The organism is Dyella sp. 05T440 (genome assembly GCF_056395965.1).
In genome coordinates this window covers 138,796-159,502 of the sequence record NZ_JBFTKN010000010.1, presented here as the reverse complement: position 1 = coordinate 159,502, position 20,707 = coordinate 138,796, and the positions used below count along the sequence as shown (strand labels likewise).

Sequence of the window (20,707 nt, the reverse complement as noted above, 5' to 3'; positions counted from 1 at the left end):
TGGACATTTCGACGATGCTACCGCCGAAGGCCCTACCGCCTTCCCGGTTACACAGACGAGGCATCCCCTGTGATGCCATGTCAAGCGACACCGGCGCAACCATCGGTGTCAGCAGTATTTGGATACTAGCCGAGCGTCCGATGGCAGCGCAATGCGTAAACGGCAACGGACTCCCGGTGGTTGACCCGCTCAGGACGCCAGGCGCTGACCGATCCAGTCGGCCAAGCCCTCCAAAATGCCGGGCAATTCGGCAGTGTCGTTGCCACCGCCCTGGGCCATGTCGGGACGACCGCCGCCCTTGCCGTCGATCTGGCTGGCGACATGCGCCACCACGTCGCCGGCCTTGACCCGACCCAGCGCCGTACCGCCGACGCCTGCGACCAGAGAAACGCGGCCGTCAGCGGCACCGGCCAGCAGCACCACGCAATCGTTCAGCTGCTGCTTGAGCTGATCCATGCTGTCGCGCAGTGCCTTGGCGTCCAGGCCCTCCAGGCGTGCGGCGATGACCTTGATGCCGGCCACGTCCTTCGCCGTGGAGGCGAGATCCGCCGTCGCCGAACCGGCGGCCTTGGCGCGCAGCGACTCCAATTCGCGCTCGAGTTTTTTCTGCTTGTCGAACAGCTGGCGCAGCTTCTCCACGGCATCGTCACCATTGGACGACAACAGCTGCGCAAACTCGCCCAGGCGACGCTCCTCGTCGGCCACATAAGCCAACGCGCCCGCACCTGTAACAGCTTCGATACGGCGCACGCCGGAGGCTACGCCCGCTTCGCTGACGATCTTGAACAAGCCGATGTCACCGGTGCGACCGACATGCGTGCCGCCGCAGAGCTCGGTGGAGAACTCGCCCATCTTGAGCACGCGCACTTCGTCGCCGTACTTCTCGCCGAACAGCGCCATTGCGCCGAACTCGATCGCCTCGTTGTAGCCCATGTGATGCACTTCGGCAGCCGCGTTGCGGCGCACTTCGGCGTTCACCTGCGTCTCGATCTGGCGCAGTTCGTCCGCGCTCATCGGCTTGAAATGCGAGAAGTCAAAACGCAGGCGCTCGGGTGCGACCAGCGAACCCTTCTGCGTCACATGCTCGCCCAATACCTTGCGCAGCGCTGCGTGCAGCAAGTGCGTGGCCGAGTGGTTGAGCACGATGGCCTGACGACGCGAGCCGTCGACATTGGCATCGACCACGTCGCCGACGCGCAGCGCCTGCTTGCCGTTCCAACGGCCGGCATGACCGAAGAACACGCCGCCCATCTTGAGCGTGTCGGCCACCGCGAACGAGCCCGTCGTGTTCACCAGCACGCCGGTATCGCCCACCTGGCCGCCGGACTCGGCGTAGAACGGCGTGCGGTCGAGCATGACGAGGGCTTCTTCGCCCTCGCCCAGCTGGTCGTACTGCTTGCCGCCGCGCACGATGCCGACCACCTTGCTGCCCTGGCTCATCAGCGCGTCGTAGCCCAGGAAAGCGGTCGGCGGCAGCTGGCTGGCCAGCTCGGCCGGCATCTGGCCCTTGGCTTCAAATTTGCCGCCTTCGCGGCTGCGTTCCTGCTGTTCCTTCATGGACTGCTCGAAGCCATCCATGTCCACCGTGAGGCCGCGCTCGCGCGCGATGTCGGCGGTGAGGTCGACCGGGAAACCGTAGGTATCGTACAGACGGAAAGCATCGGCACCGGGAATGCTGCCGTTGGACTTCGCTGCGACCGCATCGAACAGACGCATGCCGTTTTCCAGCGTTTCGCCGAAGCGGCGCTCTTCGGTGCGCAGAGCGTCTTCCACGAAGGCCTGCTTCTGGGCCAGTTCCGGATAGGCCTCGCCCATTTCCTCGACCAGCGGCTGCACCATCTTCCAGAAGAAATCGCCGCGCACGCCGAGCATCCAGCCGTGGCGCAATGCGCGACGGATGATGCGGCGTAGCACGTAACCACGACCTTCATTGGACGGCAGCACGCCATCGACAATCAGGAACGAGCACGCGCGGATGTGATCGGCGATCACGCGCAGCGACTTGTTGGCCAGATCCTTGGTGCGGGTGAGTTCGGCAGCGACCTTGATCAGGTGCTGGAACAGGTCGATCTCGTAGTTGGAATGCACGTGCTGCAGCACGGCCGCCAGGCGTTCCAGGCCCATGCCGGTATCGACGCACGGCGCCGGCAGCGGCGACAGCGTGCCGTCGGGCGCGCGGTCGAACTGCATGAACACCAGGTTCCAGATCTCGATGTAGCGATCGCCGTCTTCATCGGGCGAGCCCGGCGGGCCACCGGCGATGTCTTCGCCGTGGTCGTAGAAGATTTCCGTGCACGGACCGCAGGGACCGGTGTCGGCCATCTGCCAGAAATTGTCCGAAGCGTAAGGCGCGCCTTTGTTGTCGCCGATGCGCACGATGCGCTCGGCCGGCACGCCCACTTCCTTGTTCCAGATGTCGAAGGCTTCGTCATCGGTGTGATAGACGGTGACCCACAGCTTGTCCTTGGACAGCTTGAGGACGTCGGTCAGCAGCTCCCACGCATAGGCAATGGCATCGCGCTTGAAATAGTCGCCGAACGACCAGTTGCCCAGCATTTCGAAGAAGGTGTGGTGACGCGCGGTATAGCCCACCGAATCGAGGTCGTTGTGCTTGCCGCCCGCACGCAGGCAGCGCTGCACATCGGCGGCGCGCACGTACGGCAGCTTTTCGCTGCCCAGGAACACGTTCTTGAACTGCACCATGCCCGAGTTGGTGAACAGCAGCGTCGGATCGCTGGCCGGCACCAGCGAGCTGGACGGCACGATGGTGTGCCCTTTCGAACGGAAATAGTCGAGGAAGGTCGAGCGGATTTCGGCGGTTTTCATGCGGCTGGGGAGGACCTGGCGGATGGGTCACGCCGGGAAGCACCGCCGAAGCGACACTCTCCCGTCCCAGCAGTGGGGAGGTCAGGCGTCGTCGGCTGCGTCGTCCACGTCGGCGTGGGTAACACTCCGTACTGTGGCGGCGGGAAAGCCCCGGCGCAAGAGGAATTGCGCCCGACGTGCCTTTTCTGCGTGATCCGGCGGCGATTTGCCGCCAAAACGCCGCCGCAGCACGTTCAGGGCGTTGGCGTCCCAATCCACGCCTGCTTCGTCCAGAACGGCCCGGATGCGGGCGTCGGACAAACCGTGACTCTTGAGTTCGGCACGCACGCGCATGGGTCCGTAACCCTGGGACGCTCTGCTGCGCACCAGCGACCCGGCGAATCGTTCGTCGTCCTGGTAGTGCTGCTCGCCCAGCCGGTCGATGGCCTCGCCGGCTTCGTCGCCCTCGTAGCCCTTCTGCCGCAGCTTGAGCTTCAGCTCACGCCGGGAATGCTCACGGCGCGCAAGCAACCCCAACGCCCGGTCATAGGCTGAGGTTTTGGGTTTGTCACCGGGTTCTCGCGGCATGCGTGACCTATGGTCTTGCCATCAGAAGGGCGACGCGCGCCGCCCTTCCGGCTGATCTGGAACGGGTACCCGCTAGAGCGCGCATGGTTGCGGCCCAGCGGGTGCCTGATGTCCGATCAGGCTTCCTCGGTTTCCACCGCCGGCAGCGGCGAAGTGCCGTTCGACACCAGCAGACGCTTGCGCAGTTCGGCATCGACTTCATTGGCGATGGCCGGATTGTCGCGCAGGAACTGGCGCACGTTCTCCTTGCCCTGGCCGATGCGGTCGCCCTTGTAGCTGTACCAGGCGCCGGACTTGTCGATCAGGTTCTGCGCCACACCCAGCTCGATGATTTCGCCTTCGCGCGAGGTGCCCTCGCCATAAAGGATTTCGAATTCAGCCTGTCGGAACGGCGGCGCCACCTTGTTCTTGACCACCTTGACGCGGGTTTCCGAGCCGATCACCTCTTCGCCCTTCTTCACCGCGCCGATGCGGCGGATATCCAGGCGCACCGAGGCGTAGAACTTCAACGCGTTGCCGCCGGTGGTGGTTTCCGGGCTGCCGAACATCACGCCGATCTTCATGCGGATCTGGTTGATGAAGATCACCAGGCAGTTGGACTTCTTGATGTTGGCGGTGAGCTTGCGCAGCGCCTGGCTCATCAGGCGGGCGTGCAGGCCGACGTGCGAGTCGCCCATTTCGCCTTCGATTTCAGCCTTGGGCGTGAGCGCGGCAACCGAGTCGACCACCACCACGTCCACCGCGCCGGAGCGCACCAGCATGTCGGCGATTTCCAGCGCCTGTTCGCCGGTGTCGGGCTGGGAGACCAGCAGGTCCTCCACGTTGACGCCCAGCTTGGCGGCGTAGGTGGGATCGAGCGCGTGCTCGGCGTCCACGAACGCCGCGGTGCCGCCGTTCTTCTGGCAGTTGGCGATGACCTGCAGGGTCAGCGTGGTCTTGCCCGAGGACTCCGGACCGTAGATCTCGACGACGCGGCCGCGCGGCAGGCCACCGATGCCCAGCGCGATATCCAGGCCCAGCGAGCCGGTGGACACGGTGTCGATGGCGTCGTCGACGCGATCGCCCAGGCGCATGACGGCGCCCTTGCCAAATTGCTTCTCGATCTGGCCGAGGGCGGAAGTGAGCGCCTTGCGCTTGTTGTCATCCATCGTCTTGAATCCCGGAGTGGCAGTGAATGAAGACATGATGCCCGCGGTTTGTCTCACGGGCTGCGATCTGTGACTGACGAGTATCCCACACCGGTCAAGCGACCCAGTGGCCGGCTTTCGACTCAGTCCGTCAGCGCCTTGATGACGCCATTGAGCGCCGCGGCCACGGTCTGACGGCGCACCGCTTCGCGGTCGCCGGCGAACTGGAAGAGGCTGGCGTGGGCGTAGCCGCCGCGCCGTTTCCAGCTGATCCAGACGGTGCCGACGGGTTTCTCCGGAGTTCCGCCGGTAGGTCCGGCAATGCCGGTGACGGCTACGGCCATGCCGGCGCCAAATCGGGCCAGCGCGCCCGAGACCATTTCCAGCGCGGTTTCCTCGCTGACCGCGCCAGTGCGCTCCAGCGTGCGCGGATTGACGCCGAGCAAGGCCTCCTTCGCCCCATAGCTATAGGTGACTACACCCGCGTCGAACCAGGCAGAGCTGCCCGACAGGTCGGTGAGCGCCTTGGCGACCCAGCCGCCGGTGCAGGACTCGGCGGTGACCAGCATCAGACGCCGCTGGAGGGCCGCAGCGGCCACCTGTTCGGCCAGGGCATAGAGATCGGCATCAGTGGGAACAGACAAGCTCATGGGGATTCCGGGGGGACAGGCGGAAGTGGACTCTTCTACCGCGATGGGGGCACCGCGCCAAGAGTCCAAGGATCGATGGGCTGGCCCGTCCGGGAGGATGGAGGCGCTCAGCTGCCCCAGACCAACTCGGCGTAGCGCAGGAAATTCAGGCCCAGGATCTTCTCGATGCGCCCCGTCGAATAGCCCTTCTGGGCAAGCAGCTGCGCCAGTTTGTGGAACTGTTGCGGCCCGCGCAGGTCGACCACGAAGGGATAAGTATCCGGCCGCTCGCCCGCCGCGCTGATGCCGGCCGCCTGACGCTGCGCGATCTCCTTGGCCAGCGTCGCCTGATAGGCATGCAGATCATCGATCTGGGTCACCGAGCCGTCGGTGCCGATGCCCACATGATCTTCGCCGCAGATGTTCACCGCGTGGTCGATATGGGCGACCACGTCCTCGGCATGCGCGTGTCCCGAGGCGTTGACGAAGGGCATGAAATAGATGCCGATGAAGCCGCCCCGCTCCGCCACCAGTTTCAGTTCAGCGTCGGTCTTGTTGCGCGGCAGGTCGGTCACCGCGCGGCAACCGGTGTGATTGATCGAGATCGGCGCGGTGGATACGCGGGCGGCCTCGAGGCAGGTCTGCTCGCCGCTGTGCGACAGATCGACCATCACATGACACGCATTGAGCCGCGCCACTACCTCGCGACCGAAGGGCGTCAGTCCACGGTTTTCCTTCGCCATCGAGCCATCACCCAGCTGGTTGGCCGGGTTATAGGTGAGCTGGAACACGCGCACGCCAAGGTCCGAAAAGATGTCGACGCGTGTGGCGTCCTTGCCCATCATGGCGCCGTTCTGGAAGCCGTAAATCAGGCCGATCTTGTGCTCGGCCCTGGCGCGGCGAATGTCGGCGGCAGTGAGTATCTTCAGCACGTCGCGCTCGTGCTTGCGCACCAGAGCATCGGTGGCGGCGATATCGCGCACGCTGGCCTCGAATGGATCGTCGGGGCCCGAGACATAACCCAAGGTGATGTTGACCGCCGTCAGCCCTGATGCATGCGCTTCGGCCAGCACGCGCGGGGTGAGCTCGGGCACCAATGCGTCGGACGCGCGATTGGGATCTCCCAGGCCACCCAGCGCGTTGATGATGATGCCGCCATCGGCCGCGGTTGCACGCGGTGCCTCTGCGCCGCGCGCATCCCACGGCAGCATGGAAGCGGCGGCAGCCCAGCTCAGGCCGGTCAGGAAGGTTCGCCGATCAATCGTCGTCATTGCCCATTTCTTCCTTGGTCACTGGTCGATAGTCGGCACGCGGATACACATGGCCGCGTTTTACCGTCATGCGGATGCTGCGCAGGTTGCCGATGTCCTTCAGCGGATCGGCTGACAACACGGCGAAGTTCGCCAGCTTGCCTGCCTCGATCGAACCCATGTCGTTTGCCTGCCCGGCCGCTTCGGCGCCGATCAGCGTCGCGGAACGAATGGCCTGCAGCGGCGGCATGCCCACGTCGTGGGTGAGGAAAAAGATCTCCTCGTAAACGGACGGCCAAACGTCTTTGAAACCCGGGTCGCTGTCTGTGCCGGTCGAGATCGGCACGCCCGCCTGCCACGCCTGGCGGACCAATCGGATGGTGGTCGGTCCGGTGCAGCGAAGTGGCTTGCGCTCGGGATGCGTCTTGCGTTCGGCGTCGTAGCGCACGAACAGGCTGCCGGTGGCGTCGAGGATGGTGCCGTGCTTGAGCATGTCCTGGTAAAGACCGGCCATCACCGGATCGTCGCCGTCCTTGGCCAGCAGGTTTTCGTGGAACGGCGTGTGATCCTCATAGGCCTTGAGCATCACCGGTTCGAGTTGATATGCCTGGTAGCAGGCGTGGCTGACCACGTCCACACCAGCGTCGATCACATCCACCGGCCTCGTGGGAAACACGGCGCTGTGCGCCCACACCATCATGTGCTGGCGATGCGCCTCAGCCGTGATTGCCTTCACCAGGTCGGGCGGCAGGTCGGCATAGACCTTGAGGGCGGTCGCCGATGTACCGCGCGCCAGCGTCACCGCTTCGCGCAGATCGGTCTTCTCGTCGATGGCCTGCATCCATGGGCTCGTGCCCGGCTTGACGCCGTAGCTGGCGGCGGCCACGCGTGGATCGGCAAAGAACTCCGGGCCGGCCATCACGGCGGCGTAGTAGATGTCGGGCGAGGGAATCTCGCCGGCACGCGCCTGACGGGCCAGCTCGCCGACCGAGCGCAGATCGTCTGCCATGTCGCGCACAGCGGTGACGCCGGCGTAGAGATTGCGCCGCAGGATGGCCTGTGCACGCTTGGCATCGGGCGGCGTGGCCATATGCACGTGGCTGTCGATCAGGCCGGGGATCACGTAGCGGCCGTGCAGGTCGACGGTTTTCACCGTAGCGCCCTTCGCCTCCGCCAGCGACCCGTGCGGCCCCACCGCCAGGATGCGTTCGCCGCGCACCAGGATGTCCTGATCGGCACGTGGCGCCGCTCCCGTGCCATCGATGACGGTGGCGCCGGCGTAGAGCGTCAGCGCATCGGCAGGCGACGGCTTGGCCTGCTTGTCGGTGGCAAACGCGGTGGACGCAGACAGCGCGACCAGCAGCGCTGTCACCAGTGAAGTCGCGGATCGTGGGCGTCTATGCATGGCGGTCGATCCTACACAGCCGATTCCGCACATCACAAGGACGCCCGCGGCAAGCGTCGGCGGCCGGCCAAGCCCAGGAGTCGCGCTGCGTCTCGCGGGATACTTGCCGGGCCAATTCGGTTATCTTGGCGGGCATTTTTCATATGGCGCGCAGCGCCCTCCCTCCACGGCCGGTTTCACCTTAAGGCCCGACAGAACAGCACGTTATGGTCGCCCAGGATTTCGAAAGCCACACTCCCTTCATGCGCCAATACCTGGGCGCCAAGGCGGCGCACCCGGATGTGCTGCTGTTCTTTCGCATGGGCGATTTCTACGAGCTGTTCTATGACGACGCGCGCAAAGCCGCGCGGCTGCTGGACATCACGCTGACCCAGCGCGGCCAGTCCGGCGGCCAGCCGATCCCCATGGCTGGTGTGCCTTACCACGCGGCCGAGAATTACCTGGCGCGCCTGGTGCGGCTGGGCGAGTCGGTGGCGATCTGCGAGCAGATCGGCGACCCGGCCACCTCCAAGGGTCCGGTGGAACGCAAGGTGGTGCGCATCGTCACGCCGGGTACGGTGACAGATGCCGCGCTGCTGGAAGAACGCCGCGACAACCTGCTGATGTCCATCGCCGCCGGCGCGCACGGCGCCTATGGCCTGGCCTGGGTGGATCTGGCCAGCGGCCGTTTCCTGCTCAGCGAAGTACCCAGCGCCGAAGCGCTCGCTTCCGAACTGGCGCGCCTGCAGCCGGCGGAAACCCTGGTCGGAGAGGACGTGGCGTGGCCGAAACTGGTCAGCACCCTGCCCGGCCTGCGCAAGCGTCCGCCGTGGCACTTCGACGGCGATGCCGCCAGGCGCGAACTCAACCGCTTCTTCGGCACACGCGATCTCGGCGGCTTCGGCGTCGATCGGCTCCCGCTCGCGATTGCCGCCGCAGGCTGCCTGCTCGGCTATGTGGAAGAAACGCAGAAGAGCGCGCTGCCGCATCTCTCCGGCATGTCGGTGGAACGTGCCAGCGACACCATTGCGCTGGACGCCGCCACGCGCCGCAATCTGGAACTGGATACGCATCCCAGCGGGCGCACCGAGCACACCTTGCTCGGTGTACTCGACGAAACTGTCACCCCGATGGGCGCGCGCCTGATGCGCCGCTGGCTCAATCGCCCGCTGCGTTCGCGCGAGCTGTTGCGCGCACGCCATCAGGCCATCGGCAGCCTGATCGATCAACGCCAGCACGAGCCCTTGCGCGAGCAGTTGCGCGGCATCGGCGACCTGGAACGCATCCTGGCGCGTGTGGCGCTGCGTTCGGCGCGTCCGCGCGATCTGTCCACCCTGCGCGATGGCCTGGCCGCTGCACCTTTGCTGCGTGCGTTGATCGCGCCGCTCGACAGCCCGCTGCTGCATGCGCTGGTCGAGCGCATCGGCGATCACGCCGACGCGGCAGCGCTGCTCGGCCGGGCCGTGGTGGAACAACCGCCCGTCCTGCAGCGCGACGGCGGCGTCATCGCCGATGGTTACGACGCGGAGCTCGACGAACTGCGGCGCCTAGCCACCCATGCCGACCAATACCTGGTCGAGCTGGAGGAACGCGAGAAAGCCGCCAGCGGCATCACCACGCTGAAGGTGGGCTACAACCGTGTGCACGGCTACTACATCGAGATCAGCAAGGGCCAGTCCGACAAAGCGCCCACGCATTACACGCGTCGCCAGACCACCAAGAACGCCGAGCGCTATATCACCGAAGAACTGAAGAACTTCGAGGACAAGGTGCTCTCGGCCAAGGAACGCTCGCTGATGCGCGAGCGCGCGCTGTACGAAGCGCTGCTCGATACCTTGACCGCGCAACTGGAGCCACTCAAGAGCGCCGCCTCCGCCATGGCCGAACTGGACGTGGTGGCCACGCTCGCCGAGCGCGCCATGGCACTGGACTGGAGCGCGCCCGAACTCACCGACGAGCCCGGCATCGCGATCGAGCGCGGCCGCCATCCGGTGGTGGAGAAAGTACGCGAAGAACCGTTCGAACCGAACGACCTGATGCTGGACGACAGCCGTCGCATGCTGGTGATCACCGGCCCGAACATGGGCGGTAAGTCGACCTATATGCGCCAGAACGCGCTGATCGTGCTGCTGGCGCATATCGGCAGCTACGTGCCTGCGTCGCGTGCGGTGATCGGCACTATCGATCGTGTGTTCACGCGTATCGGCGCGGGCGACGACTTGTCACGCGGCCAGTCCACTTTCATGGTGGAAATGAGCGAAACCGCCAACATCCTGCACAATGCCACCGAGCACAGCCTGGTACTGATGGATGAAGTGGGCCGCGGCACCAGCACGTATGACGGCCTGGCGCTCGCACGCGCGGCGGCAGTGCATCTGGCCGCCAGCAGCCGCTCGTACACGCTGTTCGCCACGCACTATTTCGAGTTGACCGAGCTGGCCAACGAATACGCCACGATCGCCAACGTGCATCTGGACGCGGTGGAATACGGCGAGCAGCTGGTGTTCATGCACGCGGTGAAGGAAGGCCCTGCCAATCGCAGCTTCGGCTTGCAGGTGGCCGCGCTCGCCGGCCTGCCCAAGTCGGTGATCGCCGACGCGCGGCGCACGCTGGCTGAGCTGGAACGCGGCATGTATCAGCACGCCTCGGCGACGGAAACCAAGACGCCTGCTCAGGAGTCGCCACAGATGGGCTTGTTCGCCGCGGCGCCGTCGGTGGTTGAACGTGCGCTGGAAGGCATCGATCCCGATGCGATGACGCCGCGCGAGGCGCTGGAAGCGCTTTATCGGCTCAAGTCGCTGGCCTGAGAGGCAGCGGACATCGGCTCGCAGGAGAGCGAGTCGATATCACACAGCCGGATCTAGTGCGGATATTCCGACTTGCGGGCGTTGCCGATCGCTTCGAGCACCGGCGTCGGCAAATGATCGAGGTCGAGCACGACCTTGCCTGAATGCACGGCGCGCACGGCGCTCACCGGTATCTCGAAGTCGCCGCCGTTCTCGATATAGACCAGCAGTGCATGGCCGCCTGCCAGCAGCCGGCGTACCGAGCCGATGCCATCTTCGCCGTCGGCCACGAAAACCATGTCGCCTTCCTGGATGTGCTCTGCCACGACGACTCTCCGCTGGGATCAAGAGGCAGGCATCGTCAGACAGGCATGGTGGTGTGTGCGTGAAAGCCGTGATGCAACGTCATCGGTCGCCCTGCTTCAATGTCCAAGCCAGCGGGTACACGGCACGAGCCTCTCTCCATAGGCCGCAGCTATGGGCGACATCAAAACTATCGAATTCCACAAATGGGAGCAGCTACCTAGAGTCGGGTGCACGCAGCCATTCACCCACGTGCAAGGAGCCACGCATGACCGACCGCCGCAAGACCCTCACCACCTCATCCGGTGCAGCCGTCCCCGATAACCAGAACGCCTTGACCGCCGGTCCCCGCGGCCCGCTGCTGGTGCAGGACCACCAGCTGTTCGAGAAGCACGCGCAGTTCAATCGCGAGCGCATTCCCGAACGCGTGGTGCACGCCGTCGGCTCCGCAGCGCACGGCACGCTGACCATCACGCACGACATCACCAAGTACACCCGCGCCAAGTTGTTCAAGCCCGGCACGAAGACGCCGTTGTTCCTGCGCTTCTCCACCGTGGCAGGCGAGCGCGGCGCCGCGGATGCCGAGCGCGACGTGCGTGGTTTCGCCATCAAGTTCTACACCGAAGAAGGCAACTGGGATCTGGTTGGCAACAACACGCCGATATTCTTCGTGCGCGATCCATACAAGTTTCCCGATTTCATCCATACCCAGAAACGCCACCCGCGGACCAATTTGCGCAGCCCCACCGCCATGTGGGATTTCTGGTCGCTGTCGCCCGAGTCGCTGCACCAGGTCACCATCCTGATGAGCGATCGCGGCCTGCCGGCGACGCTGCGTCATATGCATGGCTTCGGCAGCCACAGCTTTAGTTTCTGGAACGACCTGGGCGAGCGCTTTTGGGTGAAGTTCCACTTCAAGACCCAGCAAGGCATCGAGAACTGGACCAACGACAAGGCAGCCGGCGTGATCGGACGCGATCGCGAGTCGCACCAGCGCGACCTTTACGAAGCGATCGAGCGCAAGGACTTCCCGAAGTGGACGATGTACGTGCAGGTGATGCCCGAAGCCGAGGCGCAGAACACGCCGTACAACCCGTTCGACCTCACCAAGGTATGGCCGCACAAGGACTATCCGCTGATCGAAGTGGGCGTGCTCGAGCTCAATCGCAATCCGGACAACTACTTCGCCGAAGTGGAGCAATCGAGCTTCTCGCCGGCCAATGTGATTCCCGGCATCGGCTTTAGCCCGGACAAGATGCTGCAATTTCGCATCTTCTCTTACGCGGATACGGCACGTCATCGCCTGGGCACCAATCACGAAGCGCTGGAAATCAATCGCCCGCGCTGCCCGGTGCACAACTACTACCGCGACGGCCAGATGCGCTTCGGCGGCAACGGTGGCGGCAGCGTGAATTACGAGCCGAACTCGTTCCATGGCCCGGTCGAAGACAAGTCGGTGCAGGAGCCGCCGCTGGCCATCTCCGGCGATGCGGATCGCTACATCGATCGCGACGGCATTGACGACTATACGCAGCCGGGCGATCTGTTCCGCTTGATGAGTCCGGATCAAAAGAAACAACTATTCGGCAATATCGCCGCGTCGATGCGCGGTGTGCCGGAGGTAATCATCCGTCGTCAGATCGCCCACTTCAGCAAGGCCGATCCGGCCTATGGCGAAGGCGTCGCCAAGGCGGTTGGCATCACGCTCTAAGCTGCTGGAAAAAACGAAGGCGGCGTCTCTTGCGAGCGCCGCCCTCTGTTTCGCCTACGAAGAGAACGCTCAGGCCGCCATTTCGGGCACCGTCACCAGGACCGGTTCGTCCGTGGCATTGGCCAGCAAGGCTGGAATGGTTTCCACCGGCACCGACACCGGCAAGGACACCACCTTGGCCGCTTCGCGTGCGGACAGCCGCCCGAAGCCCACCAGGCGATCGATGCTGCGCGCGACTTCCGCCTGACCGAACGGCTTGCTGATGAAATCGTCCGCGCCAAAGCGCTGCACGTAGAACTGCTCGGTCGCCTGCTGGTTGCCGCTGATCATCACGATCGGCACGTGCTGCGTGGCCGGGTCGTGGCGCAGCGCGCGCAACACGGCAAAGCCATTCATGCCCGGCAGCACGATATCCAGAAAGATCATCGCCGGTGGCTCGGCACGCGCCATCTCCAGCGCAGTTTCGCCGTCGGCCGCACGCACCACCTCGTAACCTTCCACCTCCAGCATGCGGCCGAGCACGGCGCGTATCGTCGCCGAATCGTCCACCACCAGTATTCGTGCCCCATGCGTGGTCTTGCGCCACGTCTGCTCGACCTGCCCCGGCGTTGCGCTCGAAAGCAGTCGCTTCAGGAATCCCATGCCCGCCATTGTCGCCCTCCCACTGCTTATTTCTAAGAGAAAACCACGCGCCCGCGCAGCTTTCCTTGGAGGACATGCTTACCCAGAACGGCGCTGCGTTCTGAGATGGGTGACTCACATGGAATCCTTAAGCCGTCGCAATTCTCGACGTGCCTGCTTATCCGGACGCCCTGGAGGAGCCATGGTGCCCAGTAACTTACGCTGAGCCTTCGCCGCCTCGCGCGCGGCGATGCTGGCCTCGCTTTCGCGATAGAGCGCCTGCGCGACCAGAGCGGGGCCTCGTTTCTCGGAGAGCGCCAGAACTTCCACTTCCAGCCGCTCCTCGCCCCGATTGATGCGGAACACGTCGCCCACATGCACCGCCTTGGCGGGTTTGCAGCTGCCGTCGTTGAGGTCGATCCTGCCACCTTCGATGGCCTGCTTGGCAAGGCTGCGGGTCTTGTAGAAGCGCGCCGCCCAGAGCCACACATCGGCGCGTAGAGGGGCTGCAGAAGAAGATTCGGGCCGTGACATGCCCTCAATTATCGCGCATCCGGTCCCCTTGTAGGAGCGCACCTTGTGCGCGACAGCCTTTCGCGCGGACATCCAGGACTGAGCTAAACCGAAGCGCTGCGGTCGCGCCCAAGTGCGCTCCTACAACCAGCCACGCAGCCTTTTTTGTAGTGCGCGACAGCCTTTCGCGCGGACATCAAGGACTGAGGTAAACCGAAGCGCCGCGGTCGCGCACCGGGCGCCCCCAATCACCCGCGCCCTCTGTGGGAGCGCACCCTGTGCGCGACAGCCTTTCGCGAAAGCCTTCAGGACTGAGCTACACCGAAACGCTGCGGTCGCGCACAAGTGCGCTCCTACAAGGGGGTGCCTTGGTGGAAGAGCATCTGCCACTGGCCATCACGCAGGCGCCAGATCGAGCTGCGCAGCGAATCCGACGCCGGGCGCTGCGGCGTGGCGAAGCGATGCCCACGGTAGGTCACCAAGGCCACATCCGCAGCCAGCATCGTCAGCCGAAAATCGCTGACCTCACGCGGCGAAAACGATTCACCGCGCAGCGCTTCTACGACCGCATCACGTGTCCACACCGTGCCCGAGACACCGAACTCGAAGAAGTCTTCGGCGATCAGCTGCCGCAGCGCCGCCTCATCGGCACGCACGTCCTGTCGATGCAGCTGTGTCTCCAGATCCAGCAAATGCGCGGCGAGATCCATGCGCGTTCCTCAGCTGCCCAGCAGCAGATTGCCCAGCGGTATGGTGATCAGCGACAACACGATGCCGGCACCCAGCAAGGTGTTGGCGAGCGACGGTTCCAGCTTGTACTCGTCGGCAAGAATCGCCGCGGAAATCATCGGCGCCATGCCCGCCTGCAACACGCCCACGGTCAGCGTAAGGCCACCGACGCCCGCCGTCATGCCCAGCAACAAGGCTGCGATGGGCGCGAGCAGCAGCTTCCAACCCAGACCCAGCAGCAACGGCGGCAGCTGGCGCTCGCCCAGGTGGAACTTGATCTGCAAACCCACCGAGAACAGCGCCAGCGGCGTCAGCGTGGCGCCTACGGGCAGCAGGACCTCATCGACGATCGGCGGCCAGCCACCCAGCGCGCCGACGATCGCGGCGAGCACCAGGGCCAGGAAAGACGGGAAGGTGAGGATGCGACGCGCAATCACGGCCGGCTGCGGCGATCGGCCCGCATACAGCGACGCCACCGCCACGCCGACCGAGGCCAGCAAAGGAAAACAACCGAGCTGATCGGCCACCACGGCGAGTGCCAGGCCCTCCTTGCCGTGCAAGGCCTGCATCATCGGATAGCCCATGAACGAGGTATTGCCCAGGCCGCAAACCAGCGTGAGGGCGCCGATGCGTTCGCGCGACCAGCCCAGGATTTTCCCGAGCACGGCGAACAGCAGCCACGCGCCAAAGAAGGTCACCCACATGGACGCCACGGGAAACCATAGCTGCGTGTCCACCTTCACCTTGGGCACCAGCGCCAGTACCAGCGCCGGCAGCGCGATATTGATCACCCACCAGTTGATGCCATGGACGAGGCCGGCCGGCGTTCGGGCGAAACGCGCGACCAGTACGCCAAGCAAAAGGCAGGTGAACAACAGTAGCAACGCGCCCATGGGCTTCCTGGAAAACGAAACGGCCGCAGTATAGCGGCCGTTTGTTGGGAGGCTTGGTGAAGTCGAACAACGCCACGCCACCCCATCGTCATGCCGGCCCAGGCCGGCATGACGAGCCCTAGATCGTCACCCCGCGATCAGGCGATTCAAACGCTGCACAAACGCTGCCGGATCCGGCAACTGCGCGCCCGCAGAAATCTCGGCCTGGTCAAGCAGCAGGTTGGCGAGATCGGCGGACTTGGCCGGATCGCTCTCGTTCTCCACGCGCTTGAGCAAGGGATGGTGCGGATTCACTTCCAGCGTCGGCTTGGCCAGCGGCACGTCGTGACCCGCCTCGCGCAGCAGGCGTGCCAGATGCGGTGCCATCTCGTAGTCGGACAAGGCCAGACACGAGGGCGAATCGGTGAGGCGCGCCGACACGCGCACGTCGCCGACGCGGTCGCCCAGCAACTCCTTCAGCTTGAGCACCAGCGGCTCGGCTGCCTTGCTCGCCTCTTCCTGCTGCTTCTTGTCCGCCTCGTCCAGCGGCAGTTCGCCCTTGGCCACGTTGCGCAGCTTCTTGCCGCTGTATTCGGTGAGGCTGTTGAGCATCCATTCGTCGATGCGGTCGGACATCAGCAGCACTTCGATGCCCTTGGCCTTGAATGCTTCCAGCTGCGGGCTGCCGATGGCGGCGGTGTAGCTATCGGCGGTGATGTACCAGATGGTGTCCTGGGTGAGCGGCATGCGGCCGATATAGTCGTCGAGCGATACGGTCTGCGCGGCGCCATCACCCTTGGTGGAGGCAAAGCGCAGCAATTTGGCGATGCGTTCGCGATTGGCGGGATCTTCGGCAATGCCTTCCTTCAGCGTATTGCCGAAGGCCTTGTAGAAGGTGGCGAACTTCTCCGGCTCATCGCGCGAGAGCTTTTCCAGCAAGTCGAGCACGCGCTTCACGCAGGCCGCACGGATACGCTCCAGCTGGCGATTGTGCTGGAGAATTTCGCGGCTGACGTTGAGCGGCAGGTCGTCTGCATCCACCACGCCTCGCACGAAGCGCAGGTAGTTGGGCAGCAGTTCTTCGGCCGCATCCATGATGAAGACGCGCTTGATGTAGAGCTTGAGGCCCTTGCGCTCGTCGCGGCCGCCCATCATCAGATCAAACGGAGGTTGCTCGGGGATGTACAACAGCGTGGTGAAGCTCTGGCTGCCCTCGACGCGGTTGTGCGTCCAGGCCAGCGCATCGTTGAAATCGTGGCCGAGCGACTTGTAGAAGCTCTGGTAATCCTCGTCGGAAATCTCGTTGCGTGGCTTGGCCCACAGCGCCGAGGCGTCGTTGACGGTCTCCCATTCGTCGCCCGGCTTGCCGTCCTCGTCCTTGGGGCAGCGGATCGGGAAAGCCACGTGGTCGGAATATTTGCGAATCAGCGAACGCAGCTCCCAGCCCTTGAGGAACTCGTCCTCGTCGGCCTTCAGATGCAGGATCACCGCGGTGCCGCGCTCGGGCAGATCGACCTGGGCCAGGCTGTATTCGCCCTTGCCGTCGCTCTCCCACTTCACGCCTTCGCTTGCCGGCAGGTCGGCGCGGCGACTCAGCACGGTGACGCGATCGGCCACCACGAACGAGGAGTAAAAGCCCACGCCGAACTGGCCGATCAGGCGGGCGTCGGTCTTATGCTCGGCGCTCATCGCCTCCAGGAAACGGCGCGTGCCCGAGCTGGCGATGGTGCCGATGTTGGCCACCACTTCATCGCGGCTCATGCCGACGCCGTTGTCGCGCACGGTCACGGTGCGTGCCTGCGGGTCCCAGCTCACATGGATCTGCAGCTCGCCGTCACCGCTGAGCAGGTCAGGATTGGCGATCGATTCGAAGCGCAGCTTGTCGCAGGCATCGGAGGCGTTGGAGATCAATTCGCGCAGGAAGATCTCCTTGTGCGAATAGAGCGAATGCGTGACCAGGTGCAGGACCTGGGCCACTTCGGCTTCGAATTTGCGGGTTTCGGGCGCGGTAGTGGTCATGCGGAGAGACTCATGCAAAGGTCAGTCGAAGGAGTAACAAGCGAAGGGGCCGACGAATCGGCCCCTTATGATGCCCGCTCTGCGTGGGAAAGCGGGTGAATTCAGGCGTTGGCCGAAGGATTCTGCAAGGCGGCAATGCGCTCTTCCAGCGGCGGGTGGCTCATGAACAGCCGCTTGAAGCCCATCGCCAGGGGACCGGAGATGCCGAACGCGGCAATCGTCTGCGGCAGCGTGCTCTCGCCGTGCTGCACCTGCAGGCGCTGCAGGGCGGAAATCATCGCGCCGCGGCCTGCAAACTTGGCGCCGGCGGCGTCGGCGCGGAATTCGCGCCAGCGCGAGAAGGCCGCCACGATCATCGAGGCGAACAGGCCGAACACCAGTTGCAGCACCAGCACCGACACGAAGTAGCCGATGCCGCCGCCACCCTCGCGGTCGCGACCGCCGGACATCCAGCTGTCCACCAGGCGGCCGACTACCCGAGCCGCGACGATCACCAGGGTGTTCACCACGCCCTGGATGAGGGTAAGCGTGACCATGTCGCCGTTGGCCACATGGCCGATCTCGTGACCGAGTACGGCGGAGACCTGCTCGCGGTCCATCTGCTGCAGCAGGCCGGTGCTCACCGCCACCAGCGAGCTGTTTTTGGTCATGCCGGTGGCGAACGCGTTCATTTCCGGTGCGTCGTAGATCGCCACCTCGGGCATGCCGATGCCGGCCGCCTGGGCGTGGCGGCGCACGGTGTCCAGCAGCCAGCGCTCGGCTTCGTTCTGCGGCTGCTCGATCACGCGGGCGCCGGTGGACATCTTCGCCATCCACTTGGACATGGCCAGCGAGATGAAAGCGCCGCCCATGCCGAAGACCGCGGCGTAGAGCAGCAATCCACCCATGCCACCGTAACCACGGGCGGCAGCCCACTGATCGATGCCGAACAGGCGGCAGACGATGCTCAGCAGGAAAAGGACGGCGATATTGGTAAGCAGGAACAATGCGATGCGACGCATGGCTGTCTCTCGGGCAGTCATGAAAGGGGATGCGACTTTCGCCGCTGTGAAAGGATCGTGGCGAATTCTTGCGGTTTCAAGGGCCGTGAGTCGGGAATCTTCATATCAGTCGTCCAGCTTTCAACTGCGCGTCAGCTAAGGACCCACTCGCCGACCGCGCGCCAAGCGTTCCTGCGGGCCATCGACGGCCCGTAAAATGGCCCGATGAACTACCGCGGACGATTCGCCCCTTCTCCGACCGGCCACATGCATTTCGGTTCCCTCGTGGCTGCCGTGGGCAGCTGGTTGTGCGCCCGCCACGCCGGTGGCGCGTGGTTGCTGCGGGTGGAAGACATCGATCCGCCGCGGGAGATGCCCGGTTCGGCCGAAAGCATCCTGGCGGCCCTGCCCGCCTTCGGGCTGGTGGCCGACGCGCCCGCCCTGTTCCAGTCCCACCGCCAGGCGGCCTATGACGCAGCGTTCGAGCGGCTCAAGGCGGCCGATCTCGTCTTCCCTTGCTGGTGCAGCCGCAACGATCTCGCGGGCGGCCTGCATCTGGACGGCCACTGCCTGGCGCCGCCCATGGAAGGCCGAACCCCGGCCTGGCGTCTGCGCGTGCCGGATATCGAGCTCGATTTTGTCGATGCCTTGCAGGGCCCGCAGTCCCAGAATCTCCGCCTGGCCGCAGGCGACTTCGTGATACGCAGAGTGGAGGGCTACTACGCCTACCAGCTCGCCTGCGTGGTCGATGACGCTCACCAGGGCATCACCCAGGTGGTGCGCGGCAACGATTTGCTGGACTCGACGCCGCGGCAGATCTTCCTGCAGGGCTGCCTGAAGCTTCCGACGCCCGGATACCTGCATCTGCCGCTGGCCCTGGATGACGACGGCCGCAAGCTGTCCAAGTCCGAGCGCGCCCATCCAGTGGACCCTACCGACCCGCTGCCCGCACTGCGCCGCGCGCTGGCTTTTCTGGATCTGCCGGTGGCGCCGGCGGCACGTGAGCCTTCGGCCCTGCTTGCCCATGCCCTCGCCAGTTTCACGCCAGATCGACTACCGCACTGCAGCGAACGCGCGGCAGCTTAAACGGCCGTCGACGCATTCATCGTCCAACTGCCACACAGAAGCGCAAGTCGGCGTACTCTGCGTAGACGATTTGCCACGTATGGCGTGGTAGACATGGCAGCGTCCCGGTTGCACGATCGGGGTTGAATGGTCACTCGCATCCTTGGAGAACAGGCATGACGCAACGCACGGCATTGGTCACTGGCGGCACGGGCGGTATCGGTACGGCCATCATTCGCTACCTCGGGCGCCAGGGACACCGGGTCGCCACCAACTATCGTGACCAGTCCAAAGCCGAAGCCATGAAGGAAATGATGGCGAAGGAAGGCATCGAAGTACTGCTGGTGCCGGGCGACGTGAAAGATCCCGATTCCTGCGAAGCGATGGTGCGCATCATCGAGAGCGCGATGGGCCCGGTGGAAATCCTGGTCAACAACGCCGGCATCACGCGTGACACCACCTTCCACAAGATGACCTATCCGCAGTGGATGGAAGTGGTCAACACCAACCTCAACGCCTGCTTCAACGTCACCCGCCCGGTGATCGAAAGCATGCGCCACAACAAGTGGGGCCGCATCGTCCAGATCAGCTCCATCAACGGCCAGAAGGGCCAGTACGGCCAGGCCAACTACGCCGCCGCCAAGGCAGGCATGCACGGCTTCACCATTTCGCTGGCGCAGGAAAATGCCAAATTCGGCATCACCGTCAACACCGTCTCGCCGGGTTATGTAGGCACCGACATGGTGATGGCCGTGCCTGAAGAGGTGCGCGAAAAGATCGTCGCGCAGATTCCCGTCGGGCGCCTCGGCAAGCCTGAGGAAATTGCGCATGCCGTGGCGTTTCTGACCGGCGAAGAGGCGGCGTGGATTACGGGCGCGAATTTGTCGATCAATGGTGGGCATTACATGGGGTGGTGATTAGCCCCACACCATCTTCCCCACGGGCGGATTGAAGATAAACGCCCGTGCTGAGAAGGTTGGTTTGAAGAACCAGATCAAAGCTCGCTCAGTCGATGCCTCCCCGCGAGCACCCGCCCCTCACCCCAGCCCTCTCCCCGCAGGGGAGAGGGAGAAGTGGCGTGCACCGCGAAACCCGATAGCCGATAGCCGATGCGCAGCGTGGCCCCGCTTTAAGTCCTCAGGGATTCGGGCGCGTTGCGCAACGCTTTGAAGTATCCCCTGTGTACCCTCGGAGGTTGTCCCACGACGGCGCGCCTCGAGCGTTCGGGCTTATCCCAGCACGATGCTGCGGGCGTTATCAGGCCATTTTCTTTGGGTTACTTTCGACGCGAAGCTAGTCCCGTGGGATCTCTTGGGCCAGCAAAA

17 protein-coding genes are annotated in these 20,707 nt (G+C 64.5%); 4 read left to right on the top strand and 13 right to left on the bottom strand.

Features of this window, described 5'->3' with window-relative positions:
* Positions 1–189 precede the first annotated feature (189 nt).
* From alaS to AC1DE1_RS14430, 6 genes are all read right to left on the bottom strand, one after another.
* On the bottom strand, positions 190–2,826 hold the full coding sequence (gene alaS, locus AC1DE1_RS14455; protein ID WP_477176357.1) for an alanine--tRNA ligase: 2,637 nt from the start codon (positions 2,824–2,826) through the stop codon (positions 190–192).
* An 81-nt stretch (positions 2,827–2,907) separates the two neighbouring features.
* On the bottom strand, positions 2,908–3,393 hold the full coding sequence (locus AC1DE1_RS14450; RefSeq protein ID WP_441605145.1) for a regulatory protein RecX: 486 nt from the start codon (positions 3,391–3,393) through the stop codon (positions 2,908–2,910).
* 116 nt (positions 3,394–3,509) lie between these two features.
* On the bottom strand, positions 3,510–4,541 hold the full coding sequence (gene recA / locus AC1DE1_RS14445; protein WP_441605144.1) for a recombinase RecA: 1,032 nt from the start codon (positions 4,539–4,541) through the stop codon (positions 3,510–3,512).
* Positions 4,542–4,663: 122 nt separating this feature from the next.
* Positions 4,664–5,170 carry a CinA family protein gene (locus AC1DE1_RS14440; protein ID WP_441605143.1) on the bottom strand — a complete coding sequence of 169 codons (507 nt, stop codon included), beginning with the start codon at positions 5,168–5,170 and terminating at the stop codon, positions 4,664–4,666.
* Between the two features lie 107 nt (positions 5,171–5,277).
* Positions 5,278–6,420, bottom strand: a complete 1,143-nt coding sequence (locus AC1DE1_RS14435) for a dipeptidase (protein WP_477179120.1) — start codon at positions 6,418–6,420, stop codon at positions 5,278–5,280.
* Entirely contained in the window at positions 6,407–7,804 is a 1,398-nt protein-coding gene (locus AC1DE1_RS14430) for an amidohydrolase family protein (RefSeq protein ID WP_477176356.1), read from the bottom strand. The genes AC1DE1_RS14435 and AC1DE1_RS14430 overlap by 14 nt, the downstream gene beginning before the upstream one ends.
* Before the next feature lie 206 nt (positions 7,805–8,010).
* Here AC1DE1_RS14430 and mutS point away from each other — a divergent pair, with 206 nt between their 5' ends.
* The gene (gene mutS, locus AC1DE1_RS14425) at positions 8,011–10,590 is read left to right on the top strand and encodes a DNA mismatch repair protein MutS (protein ID WP_477176355.1); all 2,580 of its coding nucleotides are present in this window, start codon (positions 8,011–8,013) and stop codon (positions 10,588–10,590) included.
* A gap of 53 nt (positions 10,591–10,643) precedes the next feature.
* Here the strand turns inward: mutS and AC1DE1_RS14420 are convergent, their stop codons facing one another.
* Positions 10,644–10,895: a hypothetical protein gene (locus AC1DE1_RS14420; protein ID WP_441605139.1), complete on the bottom strand. Its 252-nt coding sequence runs from the start codon at positions 10,893–10,895 to the stop codon at positions 10,644–10,646.
* A 245-nt stretch (positions 10,896–11,140) separates the two neighbouring features.
* On the opposite strand from AC1DE1_RS14420, the gene AC1DE1_RS14415 reads away from it, so the two are divergent.
* Positions 11,141–12,583 (top strand): catalase, encoded by a 1,443-nt coding sequence (locus tag AC1DE1_RS14415; protein ID WP_477176354.1) that lies wholly within the window; start codon positions 11,141–11,143, stop codon positions 12,581–12,583.
* 69 nt (positions 12,584–12,652) lie between these two features.
* Here the strand turns inward: AC1DE1_RS14415 and AC1DE1_RS14410 are convergent, their stop codons facing one another.
* The 6 genes from AC1DE1_RS14410 to htpX all read right to left on the bottom strand — a co-directional run bounded on the left by AC1DE1_RS14410 (position 12,653) and on the right by htpX (position 18,338).
* Complete coding sequence (locus AC1DE1_RS14410; protein WP_477176353.1) at positions 12,653–13,225, bottom strand: response regulator; 573 nt, start codon at positions 13,223–13,225, stop codon at positions 12,653–12,655.
* A gap of 114 nt (positions 13,226–13,339) precedes the next feature.
* Complete coding sequence (locus AC1DE1_RS14405) at positions 13,340–13,738, bottom strand: RNA-binding S4 domain-containing protein (protein ID WP_441605192.1); 399 nt, start codon at positions 13,736–13,738, stop codon at positions 13,340–13,342.
* 332 nt (positions 13,739–14,070) lie between these two features.
* Positions 14,071–14,427 carry a nuclear transport factor 2 family protein gene (locus tag AC1DE1_RS14400; protein ID WP_477176352.1) on the bottom strand — a complete coding sequence of 119 codons (357 nt, stop codon included), beginning with the start codon at positions 14,425–14,427 and terminating at the stop codon, positions 14,071–14,073.
* 9 nt (positions 14,428–14,436) lie between these two features.
* Positions 14,437–15,339: an AEC family transporter gene (locus tag AC1DE1_RS14395; RefSeq protein ID WP_477176351.1), complete on the bottom strand. Its 903-nt coding sequence runs from the start codon at positions 15,337–15,339 to the stop codon at positions 14,437–14,439.
* 126 nt (positions 15,340–15,465) lie between these two features.
* Positions 15,466–17,337 carry a molecular chaperone HtpG gene (gene htpG / locus AC1DE1_RS14390; RefSeq protein ID WP_477176350.1) on the bottom strand — a complete coding sequence of 624 codons (1,872 nt, stop codon included), beginning with the start codon at positions 17,335–17,337 and terminating at the stop codon, positions 15,466–15,468.
* A gap of 101 nt (positions 17,338–17,438) precedes the next feature.
* Positions 17,439–18,338, bottom strand: a complete 900-nt coding sequence (gene htpX, locus AC1DE1_RS14385; protein WP_441605133.1) for a protease HtpX — start codon at positions 18,336–18,338, stop codon at positions 17,439–17,441.
* A gap of 204 nt (positions 18,339–18,542) precedes the next feature.
* On the opposite strand from htpX, the gene gluQRS reads away from it, so the two are divergent.
* Together gluQRS and phbB are read left to right on the top strand one after the other, a co-directional pair.
* On the top strand, positions 18,543–19,403 hold the full coding sequence (gene gluQRS / locus AC1DE1_RS14380; RefSeq protein WP_477176349.1) for a tRNA glutamyl-Q(34) synthetase GluQRS: 861 nt from the start codon (positions 18,543–18,545) through the stop codon (positions 19,401–19,403).
* A gap of 155 nt (positions 19,404–19,558) precedes the next feature.
* Entirely contained in the window at positions 19,559–20,299 is a 741-nt protein-coding gene (gene phbB / locus AC1DE1_RS14375; protein WP_441605131.1) for an acetoacetyl-CoA reductase, read from the top strand.
* Positions 20,300–20,707 lie beyond the last annotated feature (408 nt).

What these genes read in the sequence shown, in the direction of transcription:
- alaS (WP_477176357.1), bottom strand. Translation starts at nt 2,826, where the DNA reads ATGAAAACCGCCGAAATCCGCTCGACCTTCCTCGACTATTTCCGTTCG.
- AC1DE1_RS14450 (WP_441605145.1), bottom strand. Translation starts at nt 3,393, where the DNA reads ATGCCGCGAGAACCCGGTGACAAACCCAAAACCTCAGCCTATGACCGG.
- recA (WP_441605144.1), bottom strand. Translation starts at nt 4,541, where the DNA reads ATGGATGACAACAAGCGCAAGGCGCTCACTTCCGCCCTCGGCCAGATC.
- AC1DE1_RS14440 (WP_441605143.1), bottom strand. Translation starts at nt 5,170, where the DNA reads ATGAGCTTGTCTGTTCCCACTGATGCCGATCTCTATGCCCTGGCCGAA.
- AC1DE1_RS14435 (WP_477179120.1), bottom strand. Translation starts at nt 6,420, where the DNA reads ATGACGACGATTGATCGGCGAACCTTCCTGACCGGCCTGAGCTGGGCT.
- AC1DE1_RS14430 (WP_477176356.1), bottom strand. Translation starts at nt 7,804, where the DNA reads ATGCATAGACGCCCACGATCCGCGACTTCACTGGTGACAGCGCTGCTG.
- mutS (WP_477176355.1), top strand. Translation starts at nt 8,011, where the DNA reads ATGGTCGCCCAGGATTTCGAAAGCCACACTCCCTTCATGCGCCAATAC.
- AC1DE1_RS14415 (WP_477176354.1), top strand. Translation starts at nt 11,141, where the DNA reads ATGACCGACCGCCGCAAGACCCTCACCACCTCATCCGGTGCAGCCGTC.
- AC1DE1_RS14410 (WP_477176353.1), bottom strand. Translation starts at nt 13,225, where the DNA reads ATGGGATTCCTGAAGCGACTGCTTTCGAGCGCAACGCCGGGGCAGGTC.
- AC1DE1_RS14405 (WP_441605192.1), bottom strand. Translation starts at nt 13,738, where the DNA reads ATGTCACGGCCCGAATCTTCTTCTGCAGCCCCTCTACGCGCCGATGTG.
- AC1DE1_RS14400 (WP_477176352.1), bottom strand. Translation starts at nt 14,427, where the DNA reads ATGGATCTCGCCGCGCATTTGCTGGATCTGGAGACACAGCTGCATCGA.
- AC1DE1_RS14395 (WP_477176351.1), bottom strand. Translation starts at nt 15,339, where the DNA reads ATGGGCGCGTTGCTACTGTTGTTCACCTGCCTTTTGCTTGGCGTACTG.
- htpG (WP_477176350.1), bottom strand. Translation starts at nt 17,337, where the DNA reads ATGACCACTACCGCGCCCGAAACCCGCAAATTCGAAGCCGAAGTGGCC.
- htpX (WP_441605133.1), bottom strand. Translation starts at nt 18,338, where the DNA reads ATGCGTCGCATCGCATTGTTCCTGCTTACCAATATCGCCGTCCTTTTC.
- gluQRS (WP_477176349.1), top strand. Translation starts at nt 18,543, where the DNA reads ATGAACTACCGCGGACGATTCGCCCCTTCTCCGACCGGCCACATGCAT.
- phbB (WP_441605131.1), top strand. Translation starts at nt 19,559, where the DNA reads ATGACGCAACGCACGGCATTGGTCACTGGCGGCACGGGCGGTATCGGT.